The sequence below is a fragment of the Streptomyces panaciradicis genome, assembly GCF_023516615.1.
In the GTDB taxonomy this organism is placed as follows: domain Bacteria; phylum Actinomycetota; class Actinomycetes; order Streptomycetales; family Streptomycetaceae; genus Streptomyces; species Streptomyces panaciradicis.
In genome coordinates this window covers 21,283-48,004 of record NZ_JAMGBF010000007.1, presented here as the reverse complement: position 1 = coordinate 48,004, position 26,722 = coordinate 21,283, and the positions used below count along the sequence as shown (strand labels likewise).

Annotated in this window: 21 protein-coding genes and 3 pseudogenes; 8 read left to right on the top strand and 16 right to left on the bottom strand. The window is 70.6% G+C overall.

Annotated elements, in window-relative coordinates:
• The first annotated feature begins 161 nt into the window (after nucleotides 1–161).
• Nucleotides 162–1,253 (top strand): DMT family transporter, encoded by a 1,092-nt coding sequence (locus tag M8J74_RS03425; protein WP_249834985.1) that lies wholly within the window; start codon nucleotides 162–164, stop codon nucleotides 1,251–1,253.
• Here the strand turns inward: M8J74_RS03425 and M8J74_RS03420 are convergent.
• Nucleotides 1,243–2,418, bottom strand: coding sequence for a transglycosylase family protein (locus M8J74_RS03420; RefSeq protein WP_249834984.1), 1,176 nt, complete (start codon nucleotides 2,416–2,418; stop codon nucleotides 1,243–1,245). The genes M8J74_RS03425 and M8J74_RS03420 overlap by 11 nt on opposite strands.
• A 278-nt stretch (nucleotides 2,419–2,696) precedes the next feature.
• On the opposite strand from M8J74_RS03420, the gene gnd reads away from it, so the two are divergent.
• A complete protein-coding gene (gene gnd, locus M8J74_RS03415) occupies nucleotides 2,697–4,136 on the top strand; it encodes an NADP-dependent phosphogluconate dehydrogenase (RefSeq protein WP_249834983.1) in 1,440 nt (479 codons plus the stop codon).
• Nucleotides 4,137–4,722: 586 nt separating this feature from the next.
• On the opposite strand, the gene M8J74_RS03410 is transcribed toward gnd, so the two are convergent.
• The 6 genes and pseudogenes from M8J74_RS03410 to M8J74_RS03385 all read right to left on the bottom strand — a co-directional run bounded on the left by M8J74_RS03410 (nucleotide 4,723) and on the right by M8J74_RS03385 (nucleotide 9,966).
• Nucleotides 4,723–5,076, bottom strand: a complete 354-nt coding sequence (locus M8J74_RS03410; protein WP_249834982.1) for a GNAT family N-acetyltransferase — start codon at nucleotides 5,074–5,076, stop codon at nucleotides 4,723–4,725.
• A 36-nt stretch (nucleotides 5,077–5,112) separates the two neighbouring features.
• Nucleotides 5,113–5,532: an aspartate 1-decarboxylase gene (panD, locus tag M8J74_RS03405; RefSeq protein WP_058921678.1), complete on the bottom strand. Its 420-nt coding sequence runs from the start codon at nucleotides 5,530–5,532 to the stop codon at nucleotides 5,113–5,115.
• 1,504 nt (nucleotides 5,533–7,036) lie between these two features.
• Nucleotides 7,037–7,819 (bottom strand): SDR family NAD(P)-dependent oxidoreductase, encoded by a 783-nt coding sequence (locus tag M8J74_RS03400; protein ID WP_249834981.1) that lies wholly within the window; start codon nucleotides 7,817–7,819, stop codon nucleotides 7,037–7,039.
• Nucleotides 7,820–7,839: 20 nt separating this feature from the next.
• Nucleotides 7,840–8,457 carry an SDR family NAD(P)-dependent oxidoreductase gene (locus M8J74_RS03395; protein WP_249834980.1) on the bottom strand — a complete coding sequence of 206 codons (618 nt, stop codon included), beginning with the start codon at nucleotides 8,455–8,457 and terminating at the stop codon, nucleotides 7,840–7,842.
• A 52-nt stretch (nucleotides 8,458–8,509) separates the two neighbouring features.
• A pseudogene (locus tag M8J74_RS03390) lies at nucleotides 8,510–9,079 on the bottom strand (zinc-binding dehydrogenase); the annotation flags it as partial.
• A gap of 266 nt (nucleotides 9,080–9,345) precedes the next feature.
• Nucleotides 9,346–9,966 (bottom strand): VanZ family protein, encoded by a 621-nt coding sequence (locus M8J74_RS03385; protein WP_249834978.1) that lies wholly within the window; start codon nucleotides 9,964–9,966, stop codon nucleotides 9,346–9,348.
• A 155-nt stretch (nucleotides 9,967–10,121) separates the two neighbouring features.
• On the opposite strand from M8J74_RS03385, the gene M8J74_RS03380 reads away from it, so the two are divergent.
• The 3 genes and pseudogenes from M8J74_RS03380 to M8J74_RS44955 form a co-directional block, all read left to right on the top strand.
• Nucleotides 10,122–11,405, top strand: a complete 1,284-nt coding sequence (locus M8J74_RS03380; protein WP_249834977.1) for a sensor histidine kinase — start codon at nucleotides 10,122–10,124, stop codon at nucleotides 11,403–11,405.
• Nucleotides 11,402–12,070 (top strand): response regulator, encoded by a 669-nt coding sequence (locus tag M8J74_RS03375; protein ID WP_058921682.1) that lies wholly within the window; start codon nucleotides 11,402–11,404, stop codon nucleotides 12,068–12,070. Before M8J74_RS03380 ends, M8J74_RS03375 begins: the two co-directional genes overlap by 4 nt.
• Nucleotides 12,071–12,471: 401 nt before the next feature.
• Nucleotides 12,472–12,861 (top strand): annotated as a pseudogene (locus tag M8J74_RS44955) (helix-turn-helix domain-containing protein); the annotation flags it as partial.
• Nucleotides 12,862–12,907: 46 nt separating this feature from the next.
• Here M8J74_RS44955 and M8J74_RS03370 read toward each other — a convergent pair.
• Nucleotides 12,908–13,222, bottom strand: a pseudogene (locus tag M8J74_RS03370) (helix-turn-helix domain-containing protein); the annotation flags it as partial.
• A 182-nt stretch (nucleotides 13,223–13,404) separates the two neighbouring features.
• On the opposite strand from M8J74_RS03370, the gene M8J74_RS03365 reads away from it, so the two are divergent.
• The 3 genes from M8J74_RS03365 (at nucleotide 13,405) to M8J74_RS03355 (ending at nucleotide 16,861) form a co-directional block, all read left to right on the top strand.
• Nucleotides 13,405–13,956, top strand: a complete 552-nt coding sequence (locus tag M8J74_RS03365) for a TetR/AcrR family transcriptional regulator (protein WP_249834976.1) — start codon at nucleotides 13,405–13,407, stop codon at nucleotides 13,954–13,956.
• A 190-nt stretch (nucleotides 13,957–14,146) separates the two neighbouring features.
• On the top strand, nucleotides 14,147–15,583 hold the full coding sequence (locus M8J74_RS03360; protein WP_249834975.1) for a cytochrome P450: 1,437 nt from the start codon (nucleotides 14,147–14,149) through the stop codon (nucleotides 15,581–15,583).
• 48 nt (nucleotides 15,584–15,631) lie between these two features.
• Nucleotides 15,632–16,861 carry an IS701 family transposase gene (locus M8J74_RS03355; protein ID WP_249834974.1) on the top strand — a complete coding sequence of 410 codons (1,230 nt, stop codon included), beginning with the start codon at nucleotides 15,632–15,634 and terminating at the stop codon, nucleotides 16,859–16,861.
• On the opposite strand, the gene M8J74_RS03350 is transcribed toward M8J74_RS03355, so the two are convergent.
• The 8 genes from M8J74_RS03350 to M8J74_RS03315 all read right to left on the bottom strand — a co-directional run bounded on the left by M8J74_RS03350 (nucleotide 16,831) and on the right by M8J74_RS03315 (nucleotide 26,696).
• Complete coding sequence (locus M8J74_RS03350) at nucleotides 16,831–17,928, bottom strand: DUF2397 domain-containing protein (RefSeq protein ID WP_249834973.1); 1,098 nt, start codon at nucleotides 17,926–17,928, stop codon at nucleotides 16,831–16,833. The genes M8J74_RS03355 and M8J74_RS03350 overlap by 31 nt on opposite strands.
• A 209-nt stretch (nucleotides 17,929–18,137) precedes the next feature.
• A complete protein-coding gene (locus tag M8J74_RS03345) occupies nucleotides 18,138–19,820 on the bottom strand; it encodes a SulP family inorganic anion transporter (protein ID WP_249834972.1) in 1,683 nt (560 codons plus the stop codon).
• Between the two features lie 8 nt (nucleotides 19,821–19,828).
• Complete coding sequence (locus M8J74_RS03340) at nucleotides 19,829–20,506, bottom strand: GAP family protein (protein ID WP_249834971.1); 678 nt, start codon at nucleotides 20,504–20,506, stop codon at nucleotides 19,829–19,831.
• An 11-nt stretch (nucleotides 20,507–20,517) separates the two neighbouring features.
• Nucleotides 20,518–21,951 carry a DUF1254 domain-containing protein gene (locus tag M8J74_RS03335; RefSeq protein WP_249834970.1) on the bottom strand — a complete coding sequence of 478 codons (1,434 nt, stop codon included), beginning with the start codon at nucleotides 21,949–21,951 and terminating at the stop codon, nucleotides 20,518–20,520.
• Between the two features lie 10 nt (nucleotides 21,952–21,961).
• A complete protein-coding gene (locus tag M8J74_RS03330; RefSeq protein ID WP_249834969.1) occupies nucleotides 21,962–22,867 on the bottom strand; it encodes an HAD family hydrolase in 906 nt (301 codons plus the stop codon).
• A gap of 49 nt (nucleotides 22,868–22,916) precedes the next feature.
• The gene (locus M8J74_RS03325; RefSeq protein WP_249834968.1) at nucleotides 22,917–24,509 is read right to left on the bottom strand and encodes a DUF1254 domain-containing protein; all 1,593 of its coding nucleotides are present in this window, start codon (nucleotides 24,507–24,509) and stop codon (nucleotides 22,917–22,919) included.
• 453 nt (nucleotides 24,510–24,962) lie between these two features.
• Entirely contained in the window at nucleotides 24,963–25,205 is a 243-nt protein-coding gene (locus tag M8J74_RS03320; RefSeq protein ID WP_249834967.1) for a DUF5302 domain-containing protein, read from the bottom strand.
• Between the two features lie 141 nt (nucleotides 25,206–25,346).
• A complete protein-coding gene (locus M8J74_RS03315) occupies nucleotides 25,347–26,696 on the bottom strand; it encodes a DEAD/DEAH box helicase (protein ID WP_249834966.1) in 1,350 nt (449 codons plus the stop codon).
• Nucleotides 26,697–26,722: the final 26 nt, after the last annotated feature.

Genomic DNA, 26,722 nt, shown 5'->3' with positions numbered 1-26,722 from the left:
GGGGATGACGGTGCCCGATTCGTACTCCATCGGCAGTAGGACCCATTGCGTGCTCAGGGACGACGACGGGAACAGATCGACAGGGCATCGTGTTGTGCCATGAAGGCCGACCGTTCGCCGCGCCGGGACCACCGCCCGCGCCATACGCAGAGGAGCAACCGATGAGTGCCCTCGCGTTGTCCGTGCTCCTCTCCCTCGTCTCCGCCGTCGCCTACGCCGGCGGGGCGATCGTGCAGGAGCGCGTGGCGGTGTCCTCGCCGGGCGAGCAGTACGCGCCGCTGCGCCGGCCGTCCTGGTGGGCGGCGGTGGCGCTCAACGGCCTCGGCGGGCTGCTGCACGTGGTGGCGCTGGCCTACGGCCCGCTCAGCCTGGTGCAGCCCCTGGGCGCCCTGACCATCGTGTTCGCGCTGCCGATGGCGGCGCTGTTCGTGGGCCGCAGGGCCGGTGCGACCGCCTGGCGGGGCGCGATCATGGCGACCGTGGGCCTCGCCGGCCTGCTGGCCCTGGTCGGCACGTCCGACGGGCAGTCGCTGGACACCGCCCAGCGGGTGGCGGTGGCCGTGGTCACCGGCGGTGTGGTCGTGACCCTGATGATCGCGGGCCGGGCAGCCCACCGGCACCCGGCGGTGCGCAGCATGCTGCTGGCGACCGGGTCCGGCATAGCGTTCGGCATGTCCTCGGTGTTCACCAAGACCGTCGCGGTCGACTGGAGCGACGGCGTGAGCGCGTCCGACGTGCCGTCCCTGGCCGTGATCGGCGTGTTCGCCACGGCCGGCATGCTGCTGTCCCAGGCCTCCTACCGCGGCGCCGGCCTCGCGGCCCCGCTGGCCACCCTGACGGTCGTCAACCCGGTGGTGGCGGCCGCGGTCGGCATCACGATGTTCGGCGAGACCTTCCGCTACGGCACCACGGGCACCGCCCTCGCCCTGAGCTGCGGCGTGGTGGCGGCCGGCGGCCTGATCCTGCTGACGACGGAGCGCCTCGCCCACACCGCCGCGCGGACCGAGCCGGCCGTCGGGACCGCGCCGGCCGCCGAGCCGGAGCCCGCGCCCGTCGCACCCGCCGAGGACCTGCTCGCCGCGGAACAGCTCGTCCCGGCGCAGGTGGGCCCCGCGGTGCTGGAGGTCGCCTACGACGAGACGGACGAGCTCTCGCTCGACCCGGCCCGCTACCGCTTCTACGGCCCGTTCTACGGGGGCTCCTACATCCCGGCGCCGGCCGTCGACCGGCACCGGGTGCGTGTCAAATCCTGACGCCTCCGGCCCTGAGATAGGCGAGAGGGTCGATGTCGGAACCGAAGCCGGGCCCCGTCCGCACCTCGAAGTGCAGATGCGGGCCCGTCGCGTTGCCCGTGGCCCCCGAGCGGCCGATGCGCTGGCCGGGGCTCACGCTCTGCCCGGCCCGCACGGAGATCGCCGACAGGTGGCCGTACTGCGTGTAGCGGCCGTCGGAGTGCCGGATCACCACCTGGTAGCCGTAGGACCCGCCCCAGCCGGCGCTCACCACGTGTCCCGCGGCGACCGCCTTCACGGAGGTGCCGGTGGGGACGGGGAAGTCGACGCCGGTGTGGTAGCCCTTCGACCAGGAGGAGCCGGGCACGTGGTAGCCGGTGCCGATCGGTCCGTTGACCGGGGCGACCAGGGCGTGGTGGGTGGGCGCCTGCTCGGTCGTGTGGGTCTTCTCGGTCTTGTGGGTCTTCTCGGTGGTCGAAGGGGCCTTCGACGGCGAGGACTTGTGGCCCGGGTGGGCCGGCGCGGGGGCCGCGCCCCGCAGGTTCAGCCGCTGGCCGGGCAGGATCAGGTCCGGATCCGCCCCGATGGTCGTGCGGTTGGTGTCGTACAGCCGCCGCCAGCCGCCCGTGACGTGCTCGGTCTCGGCGATCTCGGAGAGGCTGTCGCCGCGCACCACGGTGTACATCTCGGCCGTGCCCGCCCGCGACTGGGGCGTGGTGTGTGCCTGGACGTCCTTCACCGACGTCTTCTTCGCGTTCTTGGCGCTTTTCGTGCCGGCGCTCTCGGTGTGGACGTCCGGGGTGCCGCCGCCGCGGGACAGCCCGGCCTGCACCGAGCACACCGGCCAGGCGCGCGGCCCCTGTCCGTCGAGGACCTTCTCGGCGACGGCTATCTGCTGGTCCTTGGTGGCCAGATCGGCCCGTCGGGCGTACGCCCGGCCGCCGTAGGCCTCCCAGGTGGACTGGGTGAACTGCAGTCCGCCGTAGAAACCGTTGCCGGTGTTGACGCTCCAGTTGCCACTGGACTCGCACGCGGCGACCTTGTTCCAGGTCGACACGTCGGCCGCGTGCGCGGTGCCGGCTCCGATCAGCGGGATCGCCATTCCCGCGCTGCCCGCGGTGACGGTGAGTGAGGCGCGGTTGATCCTGTTCGGCTGATACCGGCGGTGCCGGCCGCGTACGGCCATGAAGATCCCCCTCGACATGCGTCAGGAGGGCCAAAAGTAAGCGCCGCGAACAGGCCATGACAAGACGGCAATCGGCCGCCCTGTATCTCAAGGGAACAGGAATACGCCGGAGTTGCGGATCGGCTGAGGCAGATGGACCCCGTGGTCCGTACTTGCGTACGCCACGCCGGACAACCCGGACATGCGCCGGGCGTACCGGCACGTCAGGATGGTCGGTGGGGCGATACTGGCGGGCACGAGCGGCACCACCGACACCGGATCCTCAAGGAGCCAACCGAATGAGCAAGACAGCCCAGATCGGCGTCACCGGACTCGCGGTCATGGGCCGCAATCTCGCCCGGAACTTCGCGCGCAACGGCTACACGGTCGCCCTGCACAACCGCACGTCGGCGCGTACGAACGCGCTCGTGGAGGAGTTCGGGGACGAGGGCGACTTCATCGCGACGGAGACCGCCAAGGAGTTCGTGGCGGCGCTGGAGCGGCCGCGGCGGCTGGTCATCATGGTCAAGGCGGGCGGCCCGACGGACGCGGTGATCGACGAGTTCGCGCCGCTCCTGGAGCCCGGCGACATGATCATCGACGGGGGCAACGCGCACTTCGCGGACACCCGCCGCCGCGAGGCCGCGCTGCGCGAGCAGGGCATCCACTTCGTCGGCATGGGCGTCTCCGGCGGCGAGGAGGGCGCGCTGAACGGGCCGAGCATCATGCCGGGCGGCCCGAAGGAGTCGTACGACTCGCTCGGTCCGATGCTGGAGAAGATCTCGGCGAAGGCGAAGGACGGCGCGCCCTGCGTGACGCACGTCGGCCCCGACGGCGCCGGCCACTTCGTGAAGATGGTCCACAACGGCATCGAGTACGCCGACATGCAGCTGATCGGCGAGGCCTACCAGCTGCTGCGGGACGTCGCCGGCTACTCCCCCGCACAGATCGCCGAGATCTTCCGCACCTGGAACACGGGCCGGCTGGACTCCTACCTGATCGAGATCACCGCCGAGGTGCTCTCCCACGTGGACGCGGCGACGGGCGAGCCGTTCGTGGACGTGGTGGTGGACCAGGCCGAGCAGAAGGGCACGGGCCGCTGGACGGTCCAGATCGCCCTGGACCTCGGGGTGCCGGTCTCGGGCATCGCGGAGGCGGTCTTCGCCCGGTCCCTGTCGGGCCACGCGGCGCTGCGCGAGGCGTCCCGCGGCCTGGCGGGCCCGAAGGCGACCCCGCTGTCGGAGTCCGAGGCGGCGGCCTTCGCGGACCGGGTGGAGCAGGCCCTGTACGCGTCCAAGATCGTCTCCTACACGCAGGGCTTCCACGAGATCGCGGCGGCCCGCGAGGAGTACGACTGGGACATCGACCTCGGCGCGGTCTCGGCGATCTGGCGGGGCGGCTGCATCATCCGCGCGGCGTTCCTGGACCGCATCCGCGCCGCGTACGACGCCCGCCCCGACCTGCCGAGCCTGCTGTCGGACGAGACCTTCGCCCAGGAGATCGCGGCCGCCCAGGACGACTGGCGCGAGGTCCTGGTCGCCGCGACCCGCCAGGGCGTGCCGACCCCCGGCTTCGCCGCGGCCCTCGCCTACTACGACGCCCTGCGCGCGGAGCGGCTGCCGGCGGCGCTGACGCAGGGGCAGCGGGACTTCTTCGGCGCCCACACCTACCGGCGCACCGACCGGGACGGCTCGTTCCACACCCTGTGGGGCGGCGACCGGTCGGAGGTGACCGCGTAGGCGACCCGCCCCCCGACGGGCTGAACGGGGCGACGGACGGCCGAGCGGCCGTCCGTCGCCTCTTTCGTGCGCGTCGCGTCCAGCGCGCCGGGCGCGTCAGCTGAGCGGCGGGCCCGGCTCCGGGTTCGGCACCGGTTCCGGTCCCGGTGGGATCGGGGACGGGTCCGGGGGCGGGATCGGCGCCGGCGGCGACGGGGGCTGCGGCGGCGGGATGGGCTCCGGCCCGGGGGGCGGCTGGGGGTTCGGGACCGGAGACGGGTACGGGTCCGGCGGCTGGGGGCCCGGGCCGGGCTCGGGCGCGGGCGGTACGGGGTCCGGGCCCGGGTCGGGTCCCGGCGGTACGGGGTCGGGGTACGGGTCGGTCATCAGGTCCTCCCGCCAGTCGGTCGACGTCGGCTCTGGACTACTCCCCCGCGTACCCGGGCGCCGTTTCCCCACTCACCCGCCCGAAGGACGACCTGGGTCCGGTCGGCCCCGCCCGGCGCGCGCCGTGCCGGACGACATCGGGTGCGGGATAGCACGGCGCCGCCCCGGCCCGCCGTCGTTCACGGCATGGGCGGCCGGGGCGGCGCCGTGTGACGTCGGCTCAGAACCGTCCGGGGTGCGCCGCCAGCCACTGCTTCGCCGCGCGCAGCAGCTCGGGATCGGCCGTCCCGGCCACGTCCGGGTGGCGCTCGGCCCACTTCACGACGTACGGGCACAGCGGGGCGACGACGACGCCCTCGCGCTCGGCGATGGCGTACAACTCCCGTGCCAGGGACCCCGCGATGCCCTTCCCCTCGTGCGCCGGCTCCACGATCGTGTGGACCGGGACCAAGGCGCGCCGGGGCGCTTCGAGGACGAAGTACTCGATGTGGCCGACGACTTCGCCGTCCGCGCCGTCACCGAGGGCCTCCAGCCGGCCCGCCGCGCGGTCGTCGCGGATCTCGATGTCACTCATGGGGCACGCTCCTGGTCGAAGGACGGCAGTCCGGAGTCAGGCCGTCACGGCCTGCGGGCTGCGCTGCTGGTCCGAACCCGGTACCGGCTCGGAGGGGTCGGCGCCCAGGGCCACGATGCGGTTGTCGCGGTCCACGTGCACGACCCGGGGCCGCAGCGCCCGGGCCTCGGCGTCGGTCACCTGAGCGTAACTGATGATGATCACCAGATCGCCGGGCCGGACGAGGTGGGCGGCGGCACCGTTGATGCCGATCACACCCGAGCCGCGTTCGCCCTCGATGACGTAGGTCTCCAGACGCGACCCGTTGGTGATGTCCACGATGTGCACGAGCTCGCCGGGCAGCAGATCGGCGGCGTCGAGCAGATCGGCGTCGATGGTCACCGATCCCACGTAGTGCAGGTCGGCCTGGGTGACGGTGGCTCGGTGGATCTTGGACTTGAACATTGTACGAAACATGAGGAAACTCCCGATTCTTCCTGCTCCCTGCCTGCTTCTGCAGGTCAAGGGCGATGTTTCGGAGGCTACAACGTCTCGCATGTGTGGTCAGCTGCCGCCGGGTGTTTGAGGACGGCTGCCCCGCGCGGACGGTGGATCAGCGTGGGCAACGGTGCCTGCAAAACGCCCCCCCCCGACGGGCAGGCCAGCCTCCAAACCCACAGTGCGGAGGTCAACGACTGATCGCCGATTACTGGAATTGAGCTCCTTGATGTCGTTTCGTTTGTCAGGCAGGTCGGATGACAGGCCGGGCTCGGCGGGGCAGCCGTCCATAGGCACAAGATCAGAGCGCAGCCCGGACGGCCTGCCGAACCAAGACGCAGACGCGCAACGGATGACCTGGGGGGGTGGTGTCACCGGGCCTGGAAGGCTCCGTTGGAGACGCTGATGAGAGGTCCGACTACCGCCTGGCCTGGCGCAATGCCCGGCCGCTTGCGGGCGGCAGGTATGCATAACGTGGATGCGCGCATACGACGCCAACGCCCTGGCCAGCACCGCACGAACCCCGCTCGGGGATGGATTGGACGATGCGACGACGTGGGCGTCTTCCTCGGCCTGGACATCGGCAAGAGCGCCCATCACGGGCACGGCCTCACCCCGGCCGGGATAGCTTGACGAAGGACATAGGTGCGCCGTGAAGCGCGAGTTGTTCGAGTGGCGGTGAAAGGACGCCACCGCCGTCCTGTCGCAGCAGGGCGGCTGAAGCTGAGCACAGCCCGACCCGGGAGGTGCCGGGGAGGGCGGCAAGTGGCCCTGACAAAGCCGGGACGTATCAGCACTGCCAGATGGTGCGGGTCCGGCAAGCGAGACGGAAAGGAGTACGCGAGGAACCGGCGTTGAGGCCTCCTTACTCGTCACCAGTTCGAACCTGGCGGATCTGGGCTGGTTGCGGTGCGTCCCTGCCTTGCTATGGGGGCTGGGAACTTCCCGGTCGGTTGCTATGTGTCGGCCGGGGAGGCCACGGCGAAGTGCTGCGGGGTAGTCGTGGCGATGCCGCGGGGGTATAGCCGGGCTCCTAATCCGTCGATCGAACAACATGTGAACACGGGAACGGTTCCGGCCCTGACCTGCGGCAACGCCTCCAGCGCGGTCACAGGCTGGGCCCACCGTGGGCGGACCGGTCACCGACCGCAACGGACGATGGCAAAAGCTCTCGGCAGATGGGGTCGAACTGTTTGACCTCCAGGCGGTGACGGTCACCCGCTACCGCTACAGAGGCAACACGATCCCCAACACCTGGACCCGCCCCGACCACGCCTGAACGGCAGAGTCCGTGGAGAGCCCGGTACTCGGAGACGGGTACGCCGGCTTCGGCGAGCGGCACGGAGAAACGGACCGGTGGCAACACCGGCACCGCGCTCCGTGCCGACTCAACAGGCCCCCCCGCCGCTGGATACGGTCCAGACGGGCCGACGGGCATGGGCGCCCGGGCGCTGACTGGAGTCCGCGCATCTGGATGGGTTTTCTACATGACGACGACGGCGTTCTTCCCGCCGTCCACGGCGAGTGTTGCTCCGTTGATGTAGGACGCCTGGGGGGAGACGAGGAAGCGGATGGCGTTCGCGACCTCGTTGGGGTCTCCGCCGCGGCCGGCGGGCAGCGAGGCGAGGTAGGTGGTGAACATGGAGCGGATTTCCTGGTTGACGCGGGTGAGGATGTAGCCGGGGTCGACGGAGTTGACCCTGACGCCTCGGGGGCCGTACTCGGCGGTCCATGACTTGGTCATCATGGACAGAGCCGCTTTTGATGCCTGGAAGGCGCAGGTGCCGGATGCGGCCATCGAGGTGCTCAGGCTGCCGACGTTGATGATGACCCCGTGTCCGCGTTCGGCCATGGCGGGGGCGAACGCGCCGGTCAGGAGGAACGGTGCTTTGGCATGGACGTTGAACGCGGTGTCGAACATGGTCTCCGGCGTGGCTTCGGTCGGTGCGAAGCTGCCGCCGCCGGCGTTGTGGACCAGGACTTCGAGCGGGCCGTCGATGGCCTCACGTACCTGGCCGATGAGGGTGCGTACCGCTGCGGGGTCGGCCAGGTCGGCGACCAGGTCGATCGCACGGCCGCCCGCGGACTCGATGATTCGGCGGCTCTCGGCGGCCCGGTCCTTGTCGCGGCCGGTGATGATGAGCGCGTATCCGTCGGCGGCCAGGCCCAGTGCCGTCGCCCGGCCGATCCCGCTGGTCGAACCGGTCACCAGTGCCCACGGCGTGTCCGAGGGGGAAGTGCCTGAAGCGTCTGTATGAATGCTCATCGCTGAGTCCTCTCAGGTGGTCAAAGGGTGTCGCGGGCACAGTCGTTGCGGGCTGCGGGCGGGTCCGAGCCCGTTGATCGGCGTGGTGGCCGAGGGGTGTTCGGGTTACAGACTGGCCTGGTCGGTGAGCAGTTCTGCGAGGCCGGTGCGCCGGTAGAACTCGGCGCGTGTGTGTAGGGGCCGTAGCCGGGGAACTGGGTGCGGGTGACCGAGGTGGAGAAGTTGATGACGGCGCCGCCCGGGCGGACCCGGCGGGCTGCCTGCTGCGAGATGACGAAGGTGCCGCGCACGTTGGTGCGGATGATCCGGTCGAAGGCCTCGAGGTCGTAGTCCGCGATCGGGCCAAGGGCCATGATGTCGGCGGTGTTCACCACGGCATCGATGCCGCCGAAGGCTTCCTCGACCGCATCGAAGGCAGCTTCCATGGCTGTCTCGTCCGCGATGTCGCCGCCCACCGCGATCGCGTGGCCGCCCTTGGCGAGGACGGCCGCGACCAGGCCGTCGGCAGTGGACTGGCTGCCTGCGTAGTGGACGGCCACGGCGTAGCCGTCAGCGGCCAGCCTTAGTACGACGGCTTGGCCGATGCCGCCGGAACCGCCGCCTACGAGGGCGACACGCTGGGGGGTGAGGGTGCTCATGACTCTCTCGTCTCCTGCGAGTTCGCCGACGTGGTGCAGAGGCGCGGGCGGGTCACAGGGCGCCGCCCACGACGAGGACCAGGCGGCCGCGGATGCGGCCGTGTTCGCCGGCGTGGTGGGCCTCGCGGATGTCGGCGAGCGGGTAGGTCTTCTCCACGGGGAGCCAGAAGCGGCCGCTTGCGATCAGTTCACCGATGCTGTGCAAGGCGTGGAAAGCGTTGCCGTCCTTGAACCCGTTGCTGAAGTGCACGCCGTGGTCCTCGGCTCCCTGGAAGTCGGCGAGAGTGACGACGCGTTGCGGGGCGCCGCCTGCCAGGGCGATGAGTTCGGGCAGGACACCGTTGCCGGCGACGTCCAAGGCGACGTCGACACCGTCGGGGGCCAGGGCGCGCACGCGCTCGCTTATGCCGTCGCCGTAGATGACGGGTTCGGCGCCGATCGTCGCCAAGTAGCTCTGGTTGGCGGCGCCGGCGGAGCCGATGACGCGGGCGCGGGCGAGCTGGGTCGCGGCGCTGCCGATGCCGCCGGAGGCCCCGTTGACGAACAGGGTCATACCGTGGGTGACCGCGAGCTGGTCGAGGCCGCGTGTGGCTGTCTCCAGGGCCACCGGCAGGCCGCCGGCGTCGTTGACCTGGCGCCGGCCAGAACGTGGCCGGTGTGGTCCATCGCGGCGAGCAGGGTGACGCGCCCGGTGAGGTGGGTCCGCGAGCCGCGCAGGGCCCTGCCCCCGTCGACAGCGATCGCCCGCAGTCCGGGACCGGCCGGGGTGGCGCGGGCGGTGAGGAAGGCGCCGATCGCCGGATCCGTTCCCTGCGCGAGCGCGACGGCAACGACGGTGCATAGTCGTGCCCGCGTGGTGGCCTTCGGTGGCGGCCCGTCGGGCCACGGTCAGGAGTTGGCGGCGGTGGCATCGGCCGGGCGGGGCGCCACTGGCCCCCGCGTGGCGAACGCGGAGCCAGGCAGGGCGAGGGTGTGCAGCAGGCGGGCCAGGGCCGGGACGCGGGCCGCGCGGTGGAGGACGACGTACCCGATGAGCCCGCCGAGCGTGTTGACCACGAGGTCGGTGACATCGGTCAGACGGGCGTTGTTGCACACGATGTACATGAGGAGCTGGGTCAGCTCGATCGACAGACTCACTACCGCTGTGAGGGCCGTGACCCGCCCCTTCGACCCGGCCCGGGCCGACATCAGCGGGAGCAGCATGCCGAGCGGGACCGTCAGGATCACGTTGGCGACGATGCTCGGGTCGGGGCTGGGCACCGGGATCCAGTTGATCTGGTTGGTCCAGGGCATCTGGTTGGCGTACTTGCCGTAGGTCACCACGATCGGGAAGAGCGTGAGGGCGAGGACGCCGGCTGCGTATCCGGCCGCCAGCAGGCGGGTCACGGCGTGCCCTCCCGTCCAGCCGGGTCTGCCCTGGCGTACCCGGACGGCCACCAGCACGCCGAACGAGGCCAGCAGCGGCCCCAGCACGGTGGGGGCACCGATCTCGAAGTTGACGTCGGCCATGGGGAGTTGCTCCTTGCTTTGCCGGGTTGACTGCCGGTGGCGTCCGGCGGCGAAGTCAACTCTCGTCCGCCGCACCCGGGCGGCGGATCTTGCGAAAGTCAGATCTTTCAGAGAGCACTACGACTTTCGGCCGACCTTCCGGCTAGGCTCCCGACATGACGTCCTGGCGATCTTGGCGATGGTCGTGGGTGCGCACGGCGATGTGGCCCGTCGTGGGCGTGCTGCTGCTCTGTCTCGGTTGGTTCGACTACCTGATCGGCGCGTTCAGTCTGCTGGGCCAGGCGTTCACCAGCATCGACGCACACACGGCCGGTCCGCTGATGCTGTGCTCGGCGATGCTGTCGGCCGCCGCTCTCCTGCTCTGGCCCCGGCTGGGCGCCCAGGGCCTGCCGCTCGTGACCGGTGCCGTGGCGGCGCTGTCGCTCGGTACGACGGCCTCCGTCCACGTCATCTGGGTGTTGTCCGTCCGGAACGAGAACGGGTACACGCCCGTGGAGCCACCGGTCGGATTCACCGAACCGGCGGCGCTGCTGGGGTTGTTGACGCTGACCGCATGGCGCGGCACACCGAGGAGGGCGGCTGTGGCCTCGGCGGCCTGCATCGCGGCGATCGTCCTGCGCCCGTTGGCCGTCGAGATCGATCTGAGCAGCATGGTCCTGGCGTTCTTCTTCACCCTGGCGGCCATAGCCGCACTGGCCATCGGCCTGACCATACGTCTGGTCGTCACCGACCGGCAGCGCAGGGAGACCGCCGTACGGCTCGAGCAACGCGCCGAGTTCGCCCGGGACCTGCACGACTTCGTCGCCCACCATGTCACGGGCATCGTCATCCAGGCACAGGGGGCGCGCTCGATCGCCGCCCGCCGCCCGGACCTGGTGCCCCCGGCGCTGGAACGGATCGAGCACGCGGGGGCGGAGGCGCTGAAGTCGATGCGTGCGATGGTCGGGATGTTGCGCGACACCGCCCCGGCGGACGCGGGCGAGACACGGGAAACGGTCACCGCCCCGCTCGTCGGCATGGCGGAAGTGCGTTCCCTCGTCGAGGAGTTCGCCCCGGTCGGCGGCGGCCGGGCGAGCCTGCGGACGGAGGGCGACTTTGAGGACCTGCCCGTGGAGGTGGTCACCACCCTGCACCGGGTGGTCATGGAGGCGCTGACCAACATACGCAAGCACGCTCGCGACTTCACCGAGGTTCAGGTGCGCCTGGTCCGCTCCGGGCCCCGGGTCACCGTGACCGTGAGCGACGACGGACGGACCCGCGCCGGCCACCAGGCCCTCCAGGCGCTCGGCGGTGGTTTCGGACTGAAGGGGCTGGCGGAGCGGGTGGGCATGATCGGTGGCCGGGTCCAGTCGGGCCCCGCGGCGGCCGGAGGCTGGCGCGTCGAGGCGACGCTGCCGGTAGGCGCACGCCTGGACGCGTCCGTGGGAAGCGCGGCATGACGGGCCGGGAGAAGATCCGTGTGCTGCTGGCCGACGACCAGGCCATGGTCCGGACCGGCTTCGAGATGATTCTGGCAGCCGAGGACGACATCGAGGTCGTCGGACAAGCCGCGGACGGCCTGGAGGCGGTGGAACTCGCCGAGCGACACCGCCCCGACGTCGTCCTGATGGACATCCGCATGCCCCGGCTGGACGGCCTGGAGGCGCTGCGCCGGCTGACCCGTCCCGGCCTGGTCGACCCCCCGAAGGTCGTCGTGGCCACGACGTTCGACGACGACGAGTACGTCCACCGCGCCCTGCGCGACGGGGCCTGCGGCTTCCTGCTCAAGGACTCCGGCCCCGCGCTGCTGGTCGAGGCGATCCGCGCCGCGGCGTCCGGGGAAGCCCTGGTCAGCCCGTCGATCACGCTTCGACTGTTCAGGGGCCTGCCGACCCCGGCCGCGCACGGCGCCCGGGAACCGCGGTCCTCTGGCCTGTCGGCCCGCGAGACGGACGTGGTACGGCTCGTGGCCAACGGCCTCACCAACGCGGAGATCGCCGCAGAACTGTCGATCTCCGTGGGCACGGTGAAAACCCATCTGGGCAACGTGCAGACCAAACTCCCCGCCCGAAACCGCGTCGAGATCGCCGCATGGGCCTGGCGGTCGGGCATCGTCGACCGCTGAAGTTTCGACCTGCCCCGATCGTGCCGGGCACCGCGGCCCCAGGCTCATGACCACCACCGGTACCCACTCGAACTGCCCCCACCCGCGCATCAGGGCCGGCCTGCACAACCTCGCCGTCGGTGTCCACCGTCAGGACGGCCACACGGGCGGTCTCCGTGAGACCGCCCCCGCACGATCGAAGTCCCGCTGCACCCCCCGCCACCCAGCGACAGCGAAACCATGCTGGAGTCCTGGACGCGGTTGCCTGGGAGTGTTTGGGCCAGGCTGACCAGGCGCTGGGTAACCAGAGTCGGAACATGTTGGAAAGCAACAACTTCGGAGCGATGCTGCGGCAGTGGCGCGATCGAACGTCGCCTGAGCAGGCGGGCGTTCAAAGCATCGGCCGCCGCTGAGTTCCTGGCCTGCGGCGCGAGGAGCTGGGCCGACTGGCAGGGGTTTCAGCCGACTACATCAAGCGCCTGGAGCAGGGGCAGGGCCATCCCTCCCGGGAGGTCCTGGAAGCACTTGTGCGGGCTCTGCGGCTGGGCCGCGACGACTACGAGTATTTCTGCGTGCTCGCCGGCTACTCCCTGGCTGGAGACGGCTACGTACCACAACACATCGGTGGTGGCGCCCTGCGCCTGCTCGACCGGCTGACCGACGTTCCTGTGTGTGTCTGCGATGCGGCCCGGACGGTGATCGCATGGAACAGCAGCTGGAGTTCCGTGATGGGCTGCGGGCCGGAGCCCGGCCCAGGACGTGAACGGAACGTGGCCTGGCGCCTGTTCGTCGGCACACCCGGATCGATCTTCCGCTCCTCCGGACGGACCGCCCACTTTGAGGCCGCCGTCGTTGCACGGTGCCGTCGAGGATCACGTACGCCTTCTTCCGCACGGTCTCCATGGCCTGTTCCAGCGTGGGCGCGAGGTCGGCCAGGAGGTCGACGGCCTCGCGTATGTAGCGGTAGGCCGTGGCGATCCCGATGCGGAAAGCTGCCGCGAGGCGGGCGTAGGTGTCGCCGCAGCGCAGGTGGGCCACGACGAGCAGGGCCTGCCGGCCGCAGGTCAGGCGACGCCACCGGGAGCCGATGCGGCGGCGGTGACCTGCGAGAAGACCGGAGAGGTGGCGCAAGGTGCGGCTGGACAGATCAATGGCGGACGGGTAGACAAGCATAGGAAAGCTTCTGGCGGACTGGTGATCTTGGTCGTGAACCCGTCTACCAGGAGCTATCTTCATGTCCGCGGCCAGGGCCGCCCGTCCAACCTCCCGCCAGGTTGGAAACGACTCGATGGGTCTCTCCGGGGCGCCGCGTTAAGTTCTTACGAACGAACTCGACCGAATGAGGGATGTGGCGGGTGCCTGGCGAAGCATTGCGTGACCGGCTGCTGGACGCAGCCCTTGAACTGGCCTCTCCCGGCCTGGTTCTCGCCGTGCCGTCCTTGCGGTCGGCGGCCCGGGCCTGCGGGGTGTCCGCCACTGCGGTGTACCGCTACTTCGCCTCGCAGAGTGAGCTCAACCGAGCCATTCTCCTGCGCATCGATGCCATCTTCGTCGCTGCGCTGACCGAGGCCGACGATCCGAAGCTGCCTCCTCTCGACCGCCTCCGCCGCATCGCCGCTGCCTACTTGGCCTGGGGCGTCGCCAACCCAGGGCTGTACCAGCTGCGTTTTGAGAGTGCCGGCCAACTGGGCGACGACTACGTACAGAGCGGGGCGGCGGACGTTGTCCTGGGAGGCATCGGCCAACTGGCCAGAGGGGCGGGCGCAGACGAGCGCGTCACTGCTGAGGATCTCTGGGTCGGCATGCACGGAGTGGTCTCCCTGCGCATCCACAAGCCACACCTGGCGTGGCCGGACGTGGAGACACACGTCGACCGGCTCTTCATCCTGTGGGGCTTCACTGCCTGAACGCCGTCACCAGGCCGCCCCTCTTCTCCCTCTTCGCCTTTTGGCGTGTCAGCGGTCACCCCTTCCCTCTCCGGTCATCCGAGGCCGACGACACTCGACATGACAGGTTGACACCTGTTAACTTCAGTCGCGGTTAACAGGTGTCAACCTGTGTGCCCAGGCCTGATCTGCCATGGAAAGGACCGAGAGCATGCTCACTGTCAACGACCTCCCGGAGCCGTCGGCGTTTCCCCTGCTGGGTCACCTCCCGGCCCTGGCGCGCGGTCCGGCCATGCACCGCGTGCTCCATGACTGGCGGGACACGTACGGCCCGATCTACCGGATCCGGTTCGGCCGTACTCCCCTGGTCGTCACCTCGTCGCCGAACATCGTTCAGACAGTTCTGCGCGAGCGACCGGGAGCATTCCGGCGGGCTCCGCTGCTGGCGCAACTCATCCACGAGATAGGCGCTCCAGGTCTGTTCGATGCAGAAGGCGAGGACTGGCACCGTATGCGCCAGATCGCAATGCGGGGCTTACGTGCCGAGGCATTGCGTGACTCCTTCTCCGTGATCATCCGGTCTGTCGAGCGGCTCCAGATGCTCTGGGCCGCTACGGGGGGTGCGCGGGTGGACGTCCTCGACGACCTGATGCGCTACACGGTCGAAGTGTCGACGGCCTTGTTCTCAGGCCACGATCTGGACGCCGTGGGACCACAGCAAAGCGATGGCCTGGCCGGGCGCCTGCCACTGGCTTTCGAGAAACTCGGGCGCCGGATCTCCAGCCCGATCCCGTACTGGCGGTGGGTCCGCCTGCCCGCTGACCGCAGGCTGGACGCCACCATTGCGGAGCTCCGTGGCTTGGTGGAGAAACAGTACGTCCAGGCCAGGCGTAGCGTGGCAGAAGGGCGGGAGCCGGTTACTTACCTCGAGGCGCTCGCCGAGGCAGGCGCGAACGGCGGCGAACAACTGGCGGAGAAGGACGTCGTCAGCGCCGTGGTCAACATGATCGTAGCGGGGGAGGACAACACTGCCGCCGCTGCCGCATGGGCGCTGTACTACCTGGCCGCCCATCCCGAGGTGCAGCGGAAGGTACGGGAAGAGGCGGAGGGGGTGCTGGGGGACACGGGACTCCGAGCCGACCCGGCCGCCCTGTCCCGGTTGCGCTATGCCGAGGCGGTGGTTAACGAATCGATCCGCCTGCGCCCGACGAGCCCTTTCTTGATCATGCAGACCGCCCGTGACATCACCGTTGCGGACGGAGCGGACGCCTTGCATCTGAAGGCCGGAACCCTTGTCATGCCGCTACTGACACACGCTTCGGATGCCGACGACAGCAGGTACCCGGACCCCGGCGCATTCGAGCCCGAGCGCTGGCTGTCCTCCTCCGCCCCGCGGACGACCGGCGTATCACCGTTCCTGCCCTTCGGAGGCGGGCCTCGGTTCTGCCCCGGACGCAACCTCGCCCTCATCGAGATGACCATGGTCGTCGCAATGGTGTGCCACCACTTCGAGTTGGAGGCCGACACAACAGCGGGCCCGGTCGGCGAACGCGTGACCTTCGCGATGATGCCAACGAACCTGGGCGTCCGGATGCACCCGACGGATCGCCTCCGCATGGGCCACCGGAAATCCAGTGCCGACGCCTAGTAGTGCTCGTTACGTTGGGTGATCTCGGCTGGTGGTGGGTTTCCTGGTATGAGGTTGGGGGAGGTGGAACGGCTCCGGGGTGAGTTAGCGGAGTTCGTTGCCGATGTGTTCGCCTCGGTGCCGGGGCGGGATCAGTGGCGGTGGGGCGAGTGTTGTCTGCGGGGACTGATGCTGGACGGCCGGCGTAAGTCGATCCAGCCGATGGCCGAGCGGCTGCCGGACGGGAACATGCAGGCCCTGCAGCAGTTCGTCAACCAGTCGCCGTGGCTGTGGGAGCCGGTGCGGCGGCGGATCGCCGAGCGGCTGGTCGAGGTGGTCAGGCCCGAGGTGTGGGTCATCGACGATGTGTCGTTTCCCAAGCGCGGGCGGGCCTCGGTCGGGGTGGCCCGGCAGTATTGCGGGGCGCTGGGCAAGCGGGCCAACTGCCAGGTCGCGGTCAGCGTGCACGCGGCCACCGATCTTGCTTCCTGCCCGCTGGAATGGGAGCTGTTCTTGCCTGAGGAATGGGCCCACGACCTCCCGCGGCGCACGGCTGCGGGCGTGCCCGACGAGATCGGGCATGTGACCAAGCCCCGCCTGGCCCTGGGGCTTTTGGAGAGGCTGGCGGGCTGGCTGGGGTCGGTGCCGGTGATCGTGGCCGATGCCGGCTACGGCCGCAGTGTCTCCTTCCGCCTGGCCCTGGAGGAACGCGGCTGGTCCTACGTGATGGCCGTCGAACCGAAGGAGATCGCCCGCCCGGCCAATGCCATCCCGTATCTGCCGCCCTACCAGGGCCTGGGCCCGCCCACACTGCCCCGCTACCGCGAACCGGCCCGCCCCCTGCACCAGCTGGTCGACGCGGACGCCTGCTTCGAGACCGTCACCTGGCGCCAGGGCAGCAAAGGGGCAATGACCTCACGCTTTGCGGTGCTCCAGGTGCGGCCGTCGGGCAAGGAAGCCACCCATGCAGCCCAGGAACAGGCCGGCGGACGAAGCCGGTGGGACGGGGTGCTGCCGCTGCGGACCCTGCTGGTGGAACAGCCCGAAGAAGCCGACGCACCCACTGGCTACTGGATGTCCAGCCTGCCCGCCACCACCCCCATCGCCGACCTGGTGCGCTGGGCGAAGATGCGCTGGCGCATCGAGCACGACTACCGCGAACTCAAACACGGCCTGGGCCTGGACCATTTCGAGGGGCGCACCTGGCGCGGCTGGCACCACCACGTCACCCTCGTCACCGCCGCACAGGCCTTCCTCACCCTGCGGCGCTACGACCCAAAAGCCCTCACGACAGCCTGAGCCTCTACCAAGTCCTCGACGCGTTGCAGGACCTCCTGCGCTGCTGGGACGGCACCTGCACCACCTGCGGCCGCCCCCTCACCAGAACCAGAACCTAACGAAGCACTACCAGGCCCTGTCGTTTGGATCATCCCGGCGTCGCGGGGCTGCAGGGCGCGCAGGGTGGCGTCCCGCAGCTGATCCACTTGGCTGGAGTGCCCTCCGGTGACGGTGAACCACTCGCGCAGCCCCTCCCAGTCCGCGCGGTCGCGTCCGCGGCTGCGCTGCACGCGCGTCTCCGGCAGCCCGTCGGCGAGCGCGCCGATACCCGCCGCGTGCGCGTCGATCCGGGCGAGCAGCGCGGGCAGGTGCGGCCAGACCGAGTCCAGGTGGGCCGCGATGCGCGGGGCCCGGAAGGAGACGTCCTCGGTGATGGCCTCCACGTAGTCGAGCAGCAGTTCCTTGAACCCCTGGTACTCGGCCGAGTCGAGGTCGTAGCGCGCCAGCACTTGGCCCAGGTAGGCGTAGAAGTCCCTCACGGACTCGGCGAATTCGGCGAACTGCACGAAGAGCGTGCTGATCCGCTCCAGCGCCTGCTGCGGATCGGCGCCGCCCGGGGCCGCGGCCATCGCGGCGATCTCCCGCAGACCGCGGTCGACCAGGGCCAGCAGCTCGCTGCTGACCTCGCGTGCCGCGTCCGCCCCGGCGAGTACCTCGTCCGCGTCCCGCTGCACGCGCTCCCCCAGCTTCGACAGCTGGTAGCGGGACCGCGAGCGCTGGTATTCGGCGATGCTGGTCGCTCTGACGGTGTGCGTGCTGCGCAGCAGATTGCCCCAGCGCACGAGTTCTTCGAGCCTGCGGGTGAGCGTTTCCGCGTCCAGCGCCACCCCCGGGCCGTCCGTCCCGGCCAGCTTGGCGAGAAGGTCGGGTACCGACAGGTCGGCGAGCAGCGTGCCGCAGAACACCCGCATCACGGCGACGTAGTCCAGGCGCTCGGGCGCGCTGAGGTAGGCGTACGCGCTCAGTCGCTGCCAGGCCTCGGCGCCGGCTTCCTCCTCGTGTGAGGTTTCCCCCTGGTTCCCCTCCATGACGTCGAGCGTACGGACCGTCACTGACACTCCGGAGAGGAGTTGGGGAAAACCAGCCGCTCATGAGGATCGACCGCCGGCACCGGATGAGGAGCAGGCCCCACCAAGGCTGATGGCTACCGGCGTTCAGACTGAACAAGCACTGATGCTGACCCTCAAGCGGCGCTCACGACCTGGGGGCTCGACAAGTGCCGTATCAAAAGGCCGAGTCAGGTGCCGGTTCTGGCCGCTTCGACCGCTGCCCGCACCGTGGGATACACACGCCTGAGTTCCGTCCTGGCCTCGGCCGTGCGCAGCACGTCCCTCACCTGGCCCACGTCGCGGGCGAGCAGGAGCCGGACTCCGAGGTCCCCGAGTTCCTCGGCCAGGCTGTCGAGCATGCGTACCGCGCTGACGTCGACGAAGGGGACCGTCTCGGCGTCGATCACGACCGCCGTCACCCCTTCCCGGGCGGCGGCCCCCCGGGCCTCGGACCGGATCCGCTCGGCGTTGGCGAAGTAGATGCCCGCCTCGACGCGCAGCACGACCACTCCGGGGATCCTGCGGCTCTCGCTGTGCCGGTCGAGTGCCGCGAAGGGCCCGTTCCCGGGCAGCTGCCCCATCTCGCTGATGACCGGGCGCGAGGAGCGGTACAGGAGCAGCAGCAGGGAGACGCCGATGCCGATGAAGAGGCCGGGCAGGGTGTCGAAGACCATCACCCCGAGCATCGCCGCGACCGCGGCCGTGAAGTCCGGTCGCGCGGCGACGCCGTAGTCCTGTCCGAGCCGGTGCGTGAAGACGCGGTACAGGGAGACCAGGGCGTGGAGGTCGACCAGCTCCACCACGGCCGCGATCACCACCCCGGCGAGCACGGCCTCGGGGAGCTGTTCGAAGAGGCCGGTGAGGAAGAGGAGCGTGATCACGGTCAGGGCGGCCACGAGGATGCCGGAGAGCTGGGTGCGTGCGCCCGCCGCCCCGTTGACGGCGGTCTTCGACAGGCTGCCGTTGACGACCATGCCGCTGGACAGGCCGGCGCCCAGGCCGGCGGCGCCGAGCCCGATCAGCTCGCGGTTGGCGTCGACCTCGTAGTGGTCGCGGGCGGCGTAGTTCTTCGCCGCGCCGAGTCCCTCGGCGAAGGCGACGAGCGTCACGCCGACGCTTCCGGCGGCGAGGCCGCCGAGGTCGTCGACCGAGACATCGGGGAAGCCGAACGAGGGCAGACCGGTCTCGATGCCGCCGACGACGTCGACACCGTGGTCCTGCAGATCGAAGGCCGCGGACGCGGCGATCCCCAGCACCACCGCGATCAGCGAGCCGGGCACCCGCGGGGCGACCCGCTTGAGAACGAGGATCAGGGCGAGGCTGCCGACGCCGACCAGGGCGGTGAAGCCGCTGGTGCCGCCGAGGTCCTCGATCAGGGCCCAGATCTTCTCGAAGAAGTTCCCAGGCCCGCCCTCGACGCCGAAGAGCTTCGGCAGCTGGCCCGCGATGATCGTCAGTGCCAGGCCCACGATGAAGCCCTTCAGCACCGGCTCGGAGATGAAACTCGCGAGGAAGCCGAGGCGCAGCAGTCCGGCGAGGAGCGCCGCGATGCCCACCGTGACGGCCAGCGCCGCCGTCAGCGCGGCGAAGTGCGCGCCGGAACCGCCCGCGGCGTCGCCGACGATCGCCGCCGAGAGGGCCGCCGTCGCCGCCATGGGCCCGACGACCAGGTGTCTGGAGCTGCCGAAGGCGGCGTAGAGGAGCAGGGCCGCCGGCGCGGCGTAGAGGCCGACGACCGGCGAGACGCCGGCGATCGTCGCGTAGGCGAGCGCCTCCGGCACGAGAACCGCCCACACGGTCATCCCGGCCAGCGCGTCCCGCCCCAGCCACTGCCGCCGGTATCCCCGCATCGAGGGGAACAGCGCGTGCATGTCCGCCCTCACGAGGAGAGGTCACTGATGGCGTTGCCCACCAGCTTCGCGGCGAAGAGCAGGCAGATCACGGCCATGATCGCGGTGTTGTTCCGCTCCATCCAGAGCTTGAGGCCGTCGAGGATGTGCTGCGAGCGCTCCTTGAGGGCGAAGTAGAGCACGACCGGCGTTCCGGGCCCGAGCGCCCCCAGCAGCACGTAGACCGCCAGGGCCACGGCCTGTGCTCCGGCGGAGGTGTCCGTGCGCGCGATCGCGGACGCCGCGGCGATCGAGAGCAGCAGGTTCTTCGGGTTGAGGGCGGACAGGGCCATCCCCAGTGCAAGCGCCTTGGCGGGAGTGAAGGAGTCGACCGTCTTCATCCACTTCGGCAACGGCACCTCCTCGTCGCCGCGCGGCCGGCCGCGCCACTCCTTCACCGCCACCCACAGCAGCAGCACGCCGAGCACCAGGTCGAGCGCGCTGACCCAGCCGGCCGGCTGCCCCTGGTCGCTCGGGCCGGCGCCGCCGGAGACCAGCAGCACGATCGTGCCGACCAGGGCCAGGCCCAGCACCCAGCCCAGGAGGAGCGCCGGCCCGTTGGAGCGCGCCCTGGGGGTGGCGAGCATCAGCACCACCCCGATGATCGGGAACGCGCTCAGCGCCACGGCGACGCCGTAGGACAGAATCTGACCGATCGCCTCACCCACGGCCGCCTACCTCACGCCGGCTCGATCTCGCCCGGCCGCCAGCTCTTGTCGAACCAGCTTTCGAGCGGGCCGTAGAGCCGCAGGAGCGTGAACCATCCCTTGCCGGGGACGGTCTGAACCCAGTTGCCCTCTTTGCCCTGCGGTGCCGTCGGGCCGAAGTGGATGATCGTGTCGCCGTTGTCCTCGGGCCGGACGGCATCCGAGAGGCTGTTCACGCTCGGGTACGGCGTGTCGGTGCGCAGCAGGGAACGGGTCTGCGGGTCGTAGACGTTGACGGCCCAGAAGTTCTTCGCCGGAATGCCGCTCGGCAGCCTGAGCGTGTAGGCGCGTCCGCCGTCGAGCCAGGCGCCGGTGGAGTCCTCCGCCGTGTAGGCGTACTGCGATCCGGCCCCGACTGCGGCCGCCGCCATCGCCGGCGAGGTGCCTGCCCCGACGTAGTGGAACACCGCCCGGGCGTCCAGCAACCGGGCGCCCTCCGCCGACAGGAACTCGTAGCTGCGCGAAGGCCACGGGTTCTTCCACGAGCTGCCGGGATAGTAGTAGAAGATCGGGTCACGCGGCTTGAAGGCCAGCGTCCGTACGATGCCCGACGCGATCCGCGCGGCGGTGTCGAGGATCGAGCGCATCCGGTCGTCCGGCTGAAACGGCCTGCCGTGCACGATGCCGATCGCGGCGAGCTGTCCTGCCCGCTCGGGATCGAGCGCCTCGGGCGGCTCCCCCTGAACGAGGGTGTCGATCTCCTCGAAGAACGAGAAGTCGTTGGCGTGGACGGTGTTGAAGTCCGACTGCGCGAAGTTGACGAAGCGCTGCTCGGGCGGGTCCGCCGCGGCGGAGAGCGGGTAGATCCGCGTCCGGAGCAGGCTCTCCTCACCCCCCAGCGCACGCATCAGCACCCAGGAGGCGAAGGTCGCCGGCCGCGTGACGAGGTATCCGTCCGGGATGTCGCCTTCGTAACCGGGAGGCAGGAAGAGGTACTTGCCTCCCTCTCCCTTGTCGCGTCCGGCGATGCCCATGTCGGTGACGTGGCGCTGCCACAGGTCGTTGACGAAGCACAGCGAGTTCGGCGGCGACTCGATCACGGTGGGGCCGTCCTGGTCGAGCGCCAGGAAGGCCATCCCGTATGTCGTCTCCGTGTTCGCGGTGAGCACCAGTGGTGCCGAACTGCAGCGCGGGACCGTGAAACCGATGGTGTGGGAGTCGATGCCGAGGCTGGCGAGCCCGCGCCGCATGGCCACCATCGAGGCGCCGGGCACGCAGTTGAGGAACACCTCGATCCCGCGCAGCAGGTCCAGGGCGTCGTAGCTGCGGGTGACCGCGTCGGGCAGGGGCATGCCGTCGAAGAAGTCGAACGCGCCGAAAACCGTCTCCACCCGGTCCGGGACGCTGATCGAGGCAAGGATCTCGGGCGGCGTGCCGGGGCTGGCGCCGTCGCTCACATGGGTCATCGCATTCCTCCTAGTCGGGCCGTTCCGTCAGAACGGTGTTCCAGTCGTTCTTCACGCTGACCGTCGTCCAGCCGGACCTCTCGGCCATCGCGCGGGCCCGCTCCGCGCAGTCGCTGTAGGCGTACTCGCGGACGTCGTCGTCGTGGACGACGAGCAGGGCGAACCGCGCGGAGCTGAGCAGTTCGACGTCCACGTCGTCGTTGCCGGCCGCGAAGGCCGGCAGCCGGCCGGTGCGGGCGAGGACGTCCTCCGGCTTGCCGGGCCCGAGCGCGACCGGGCCGTGCGGGGTGGCCCGGCGGACCAGCGTGCCGTCCCGGTAGGCGAACTCCGGGGCGGAGCCGATGACGTTCTCCCTGGGCAGGCCCCAGGTGTCCTCGCAGATCACCCGCATGAAGTCGCGCCCGCCGCCCGAGCAGACGAACAATCGCCAGCCGTGCGCCCTGAGGTGGTCGAACAGCTCCAGCATCGGCCGGTAGACGAGACCGGAGTACGGCACGCCGAAGCGCTCGTGGCGCCACGAGTCCAGGTACCGGGCGGCCTCGGCCTCGAACTGGGCGAGCGTGGTGCCTTCCCAGGCCGATCCGATGGCCTGCACCATCGACGCCACCGCGTCGGGGTCCTGTTCGTTCAGCGCGCGGAAGTACGACTCGTCCCGGTCGGCGATCGCCCGGTAGGGCCGCTCACGGGCCAGCGACGGGTCCGCCTTCAGCCGCGCGGCCAGTTTCCCTAGGACGAACGCCATCTGCACCGGCGCGGGCTTCTCGACCCACAGGGTTCCGTCGTTGTCGAACACGGCGACCCGGTCCATCGGTGGGACGAAGCCCGGCGAGCCCTCGTCCGCCGCAGCGGTCACGAAGTCGACGATCGCCCGTTTCGCGGCGCCGTCGTGCCAACTCCCCAGCGGGGTCGTGCCCATGCACCTCACCGTCCGTACGGTCGTACCTGCGAAGCGCTGCCGGGCGAGGTCAGTCCACCGCCTCGATCTCGCCCGGGCGCCAGGTCTTGTCGAAGAACGGCCGCAGCGGGCTGTAGAGCCGCAGGACCACGAACCATCCCCGGCCGGGCGTGGTCTGGATCCAGTTGCCCTCCGGGACGCCGTCGGGCCGCTCGGGACCGAAGTGCACCGTGGTCGTGCCGTCCGCCTCGGGGACCGCTGCCGGGGTGGGATACGCCTGGCTGCCGGCTCGTGGGAAGCGTTGGGGGGTGTCGAGCATCGACCGCGTCTGGTTGTCGTACACGGTGACCGACCAGAACTTCGCGGCGGGGATGTCCGGCGGAAGCACCAGCCGGTAGTACCTGCCGCCGTCGAGGGGCCGGCCCTCCTGATCCGCCAGGGAGAACACGTACTGCGAGCCGACGCCGGGCAGCGGCGCCGTGAACGCCGGGCTGATGCCCACGCCCAGGTACCACCACCAGGACCGCAGGTCGAGTTTCCGGGCGCCGTCGTTCGGGCGGAGCTCGACGCCCCTGTCGGTGATGTCCGCGGGCGGGGCCAGAAACTCGTGGCCGGACGCGAGCAGGCCGTTGAGCCAGTGAGAGGCGGCGCCGTAGTAGTGCGCCCCCTCGGCCGGGCGCGGACGGCAGGCGAGGGTGCGGGCCGTGGCGTTGCCTACGGCGGCCGCCTCGGCGAGGATCTCCCGCATCCGCGCGTCCGGCTCGAAGGGCCTGCCCTTGACGATGCCGACCGCGGCCAGGGCACCGGCGATCTCGGGGTCGAGCGCCTCGGCCGGCTGGTCGTGCACGAGCTCGCTCGCGAAGTCGAAGTACGTCGCGTCCGCGGGCGGAACCGTGTTCACGGCAAGCCCGGAGCCCTCGACGAAGCGCGGCGGGTCGGGCCTGCGCAGGGCGGCGGTCCAGGTCTGGGCGGTCCACGGCAGCGGCGGGGCCGTGCCGCCGGTGACGATCTCCCCGATGCTGGTGCCGTAGAACCCGGGGACGTAGCGGTAGATACGCAGTCCGTCCTTGACCCGCTCGACCGCCGGCTCGGGGTCGTCGCCCTCCAGGAAGGCCCGTCCGCCCAGGATGAGCCGGGTGGTGCGGGTCCGGAACGTGAAGAACCCGCCCTCGGGAACAGGGCCCTCGTGACCGGGGGGCACGAAGAGGTACTTGCCGCCCGCTCCGCGATCCGGACCGGCCATGCCGGGGTCCGCGACCCAGCGGAACCACATGTCGTCGAGGAAACAGAGGGCCAGCGGCGGCACCTCCACCACCAGCGGACCCTCGGTCAGATCGAGGAAGGTCAGGAAGTAGACGGTGTCCGCGTTCCCGGTGAGCACGAGCGTCCTGGGATCCATGAACTCGGAGAACAGCAGGATGTCGTGGTCCTGGATTCCGGCCTCCAGGAACCCCCGGCGGGCCGCCCACAGGCTGACGCCGGAATACGCGTCGAGGAAGGCGCTCACCGCGCGCACGTGGTGCACATGGTCGTAGACCCGTCTCGCCGTCTCCTCGGTGGGCATTCCCAGCGGGAATTCCAGAGTGCCCAGGTGGGTCTCGACCCGCTCGGGGGTGGAGATCGACTCCATGACCCGGGCTGAGATCTGTTCGGTGCGCTGCAAGGGATCGCTCCGTTCTCGGGAAGAGGCCGCCCTGTCGACCATGTGCCTCCCCTGCCGCGGACCACCACCGGACGTGGGCCATCGGAGGGTCTTCGAGGGGAGGGGGGCGTGGTTCGGCCTCACGCCTTCGGCCCGAGTCAATGTCCGAGCGTCAGACCTCGGGTCCGGACACGGAGCGGAACATGAAAGTGCTCCCGGCGTGTGTGCTCTCTGCCTGCTCGTGCAGGTCAAAGGCCGTCGGGAGGCTGCGACGTCCCGCATGGGAGGTCAGCGGTCGCCGGGTGTTCGAGGACTGACACCGGCAACGGCGCACGGGGACTCAGCGGGATCCGGTGCGGGAGGATCGCCGGCCATGCCCCGCCCGGGACGCGCCGCGGTGTGCGCGTCGCGGGCCACCGGCACGTGGCGTGCCCGGTGCCGGTGAAGGGCTCGGGCCGTGGGGCCCGGGTCGGGTCAGCCGCCGCTCTTGCGCCGGAACGACCGCTGGCTCGCGGCGGGGCCGTGCGCCGCGCGCACCTTCGACGCGTCGGGGTTGGCGGCGGCGTCGGCCGCGTCCGCCAGGGCGCCGCGCTTACGGGCGAGGGCTTCGCGGAACTTGCGCTTGAGGTCGTAGTTGCCGTCGCCGTCCGGCGTCAGAGGGGACGGCTCGGCGGCGGCCGGCTCCGAACCTTCCGTGGGCACGGGCTCTGCGGTCATGCTGACCTCCTGGGTTCGGGGATGTGCGACCACAGCTTGTCACGGCGCGCGCACCCGGCGGACCGCGCAGGGGGTGGTCCGCCGCGGCGGACGGGCGTTCGCCTCCGCGAAGACGCCTGTCAATCGTTGCGAAGACGCCTGTCAGCCGTTGCGGCGCACGTGCGCGGCCTTGCGGGCCTCGGCCAGTTTGCGGGCCTCGGCGGCCTTGCGGGACGTGCCGCCGGCGCCACGGGAGGCGTTCTTGCTGGTGCCGAGACCGCGGAAGGGGGCGTTGGTGTTCTTGGGCCGGGAGACGGCGGGCTCGCCGTCGAGCGGGACCCCGGAAGGGGCCTTGGCGCCGGTAATCCGGCTCAGCTCCGCCTCGCCCGAGCGCACCTTGGTGACGGTCGCCTCGACGCCGGCCTCGGCCAGCATGCGGCTCGTCTCGCGGCGCTGGGCCGACAGCACGAGCGTGACCACGCTGCCGGACTCGCCGGCCCGGGCGGTGCGGCCGGCCCGGTGCACATAGTCCTTGGGGTCGGTCGGCGGGTCGACGTTGACCACGAGGTCGAGGTCGTCGACGTGCAGGCCGCGGGCGGCGACGTCGGTCGCGACCAGAACGCCGATGTGACCGTTCTTGAACTGCGCCAGCGTCCGGGTGCGCTGCGGCTGGGACTTGCCGCTGTGCAGGGCCCCGGCGTGCACCCCGTTGGCCCGCAGGTGCCGGGTGAGCTGGTCGACGCCGTGCTTGGTGTCGAGGAAGAGCAGGACACGGCCGTCGCGGGCGGCGATCTCCGTGGTGACGGCGTACCGGTCGGGGCCGTGGACGACCAGAACGTGGTGCTCCATCGCCGTGACCGTGCTCGCGGACGGGTCGACCGAGTGGACGACGGGGTCGTGCAGGTGGCGGCGGACCAGCTGATCGACGTCGCCGTCCAAGGTGGCCGAGAACAGCATCCTCTGACCGCCGGGGCGCACCTGGTCCAGCGCGTCGGAGACCTGCGGCAGGAAGCCGAGGTCGCACATCTGGTCGGCCTCGTCCAGCACGGTGATCCGTACGCGTCCCAGGCGGCAGGCCCTGCGCTGGATCAGGTCGTGCAGGCGTCCGGGGGTGGCGACGACCACCTCCGCTCCCTCGCGCAGCGCGGCGGCCTGCCGGCCGATCGACAGGCCGCCGACGACCGTGGCCATACGCAGCCGCAGCGCCTGCGCGTACGGGGTCAGCGCCTGGGTGACCTGTTCGGCCAGCTCCCGGGTCGGCACGAGGACCAGGGCGAGGGGCTCCTTCGGTTCGGCGCGCCGCCCGGCCGTACGGGCCAGCAGCGGCAGGCCGAAGGCGAGCGTCTTGCCCGATCCGGTGCGCCCGCGTCCCAGGACGTCGCGCCCCTTCAGGGCGTCGGGCAGGGTGGCGGCCTGGATGGGAAAGGGCTCGCGCAGTCCGAGTTCGGTGAGCGTGCGCAGCAGCGCCGCCGGGAGTTCGAAACCGGCGAAGGAGTCATCGGGACGGGTCATGAAGAGCCTTCCGCAGAGGAAACGTA

Bases quoted from the DNA above. Each gene is read 5' to 3' on its own strand.
- M8J74_RS03420 (WP_249834984.1), bottom strand. From the start codon at position 2,418: ATGGCCGTACGCGGCCGGCACCGCCGGTATCAGCCGAACAGGATCAAC.
- M8J74_RS03395 (WP_249834980.1), bottom strand. From the start codon at position 8,457: ATGAGCACCCTCACCCCCCAGCGTGTCGCCCTCGTAGGCGGCGGTTCC.
- M8J74_RS03400 (WP_249834981.1), bottom strand. From the start codon at position 7,819: ATGAGCATTCATACAGACGCTTCAGGCACTTCCCCCTCGGACACGCCG.
- M8J74_RS03360 (WP_249834975.1), top strand. From the start codon at position 14,147: ATGCTCACTGTCAACGACCTCCCGGAGCCGTCGGCGTTTCCCCTGCTG.
- M8J74_RS03380 (WP_249834977.1), top strand. From the start codon at position 10,122: ATGACGTCCTGGCGATCTTGGCGATGGTCGTGGGTGCGCACGGCGATG.
- M8J74_RS03315 (WP_249834966.1), bottom strand. From the start codon at position 26,696: ATGACCCGTCCCGATGACTCCTTCGCCGGTTTCGAACTCCCGGCGGCG.
- M8J74_RS03385 (WP_249834978.1), bottom strand. From the start codon at position 9,966: ATGGCCGACGTCAACTTCGAGATCGGTGCCCCCACCGTGCTGGGGCCG.
- M8J74_RS03375 (WP_058921682.1), top strand. From the start codon at position 11,402: ATGACGGGCCGGGAGAAGATCCGTGTGCTGCTGGCCGACGACCAGGCC.
- M8J74_RS03350 (WP_249834973.1), bottom strand. From the start codon at position 17,928: ATGGAGGGGAACCAGGGGGAAACCTCACACGAGGAGGAAGCCGGCGCC.
- panD (WP_058921678.1), bottom strand. From the start codon at position 5,532: ATGTTTCGTACAATGTTCAAGTCCAAGATCCACCGAGCCACCGTCACC.
- M8J74_RS03335 (WP_249834970.1), bottom strand. From the start codon at position 21,951: ATGACCCATGTGAGCGACGGCGCCAGCCCCGGCACGCCGCCCGAGATC.
- M8J74_RS03410 (WP_249834982.1), bottom strand. From the start codon at position 5,076: ATGAGTGACATCGAGATCCGCGACGACCGCGCGGCGGGCCGGCTGGAG.
- M8J74_RS03320 (WP_249834967.1), bottom strand. From the start codon at position 25,205: ATGACCGCAGAGCCCGTGCCCACGGAAGGTTCGGAGCCGGCCGCCGCC.
- M8J74_RS03355 (WP_249834974.1), top strand. From the start codon at position 15,632: ATGAGGTTGGGGGAGGTGGAACGGCTCCGGGGTGAGTTAGCGGAGTTC.
- gnd (WP_249834983.1), top strand. From the start codon at position 2,697: ATGAGCAAGACAGCCCAGATCGGCGTCACCGGACTCGCGGTCATGGGC.
- M8J74_RS03345 (WP_249834972.1), bottom strand. From the start codon at position 19,820: ATGCACGCGCTGTTCCCCTCGATGCGGGGATACCGGCGGCAGTGGCTG.
- M8J74_RS03330 (WP_249834969.1), bottom strand. From the start codon at position 22,867: ATGGGCACGACCCCGCTGGGGAGTTGGCACGACGGCGCCGCGAAACGG.
- M8J74_RS03425 (WP_249834985.1), top strand. From the start codon at position 162: ATGAGTGCCCTCGCGTTGTCCGTGCTCCTCTCCCTCGTCTCCGCCGTC.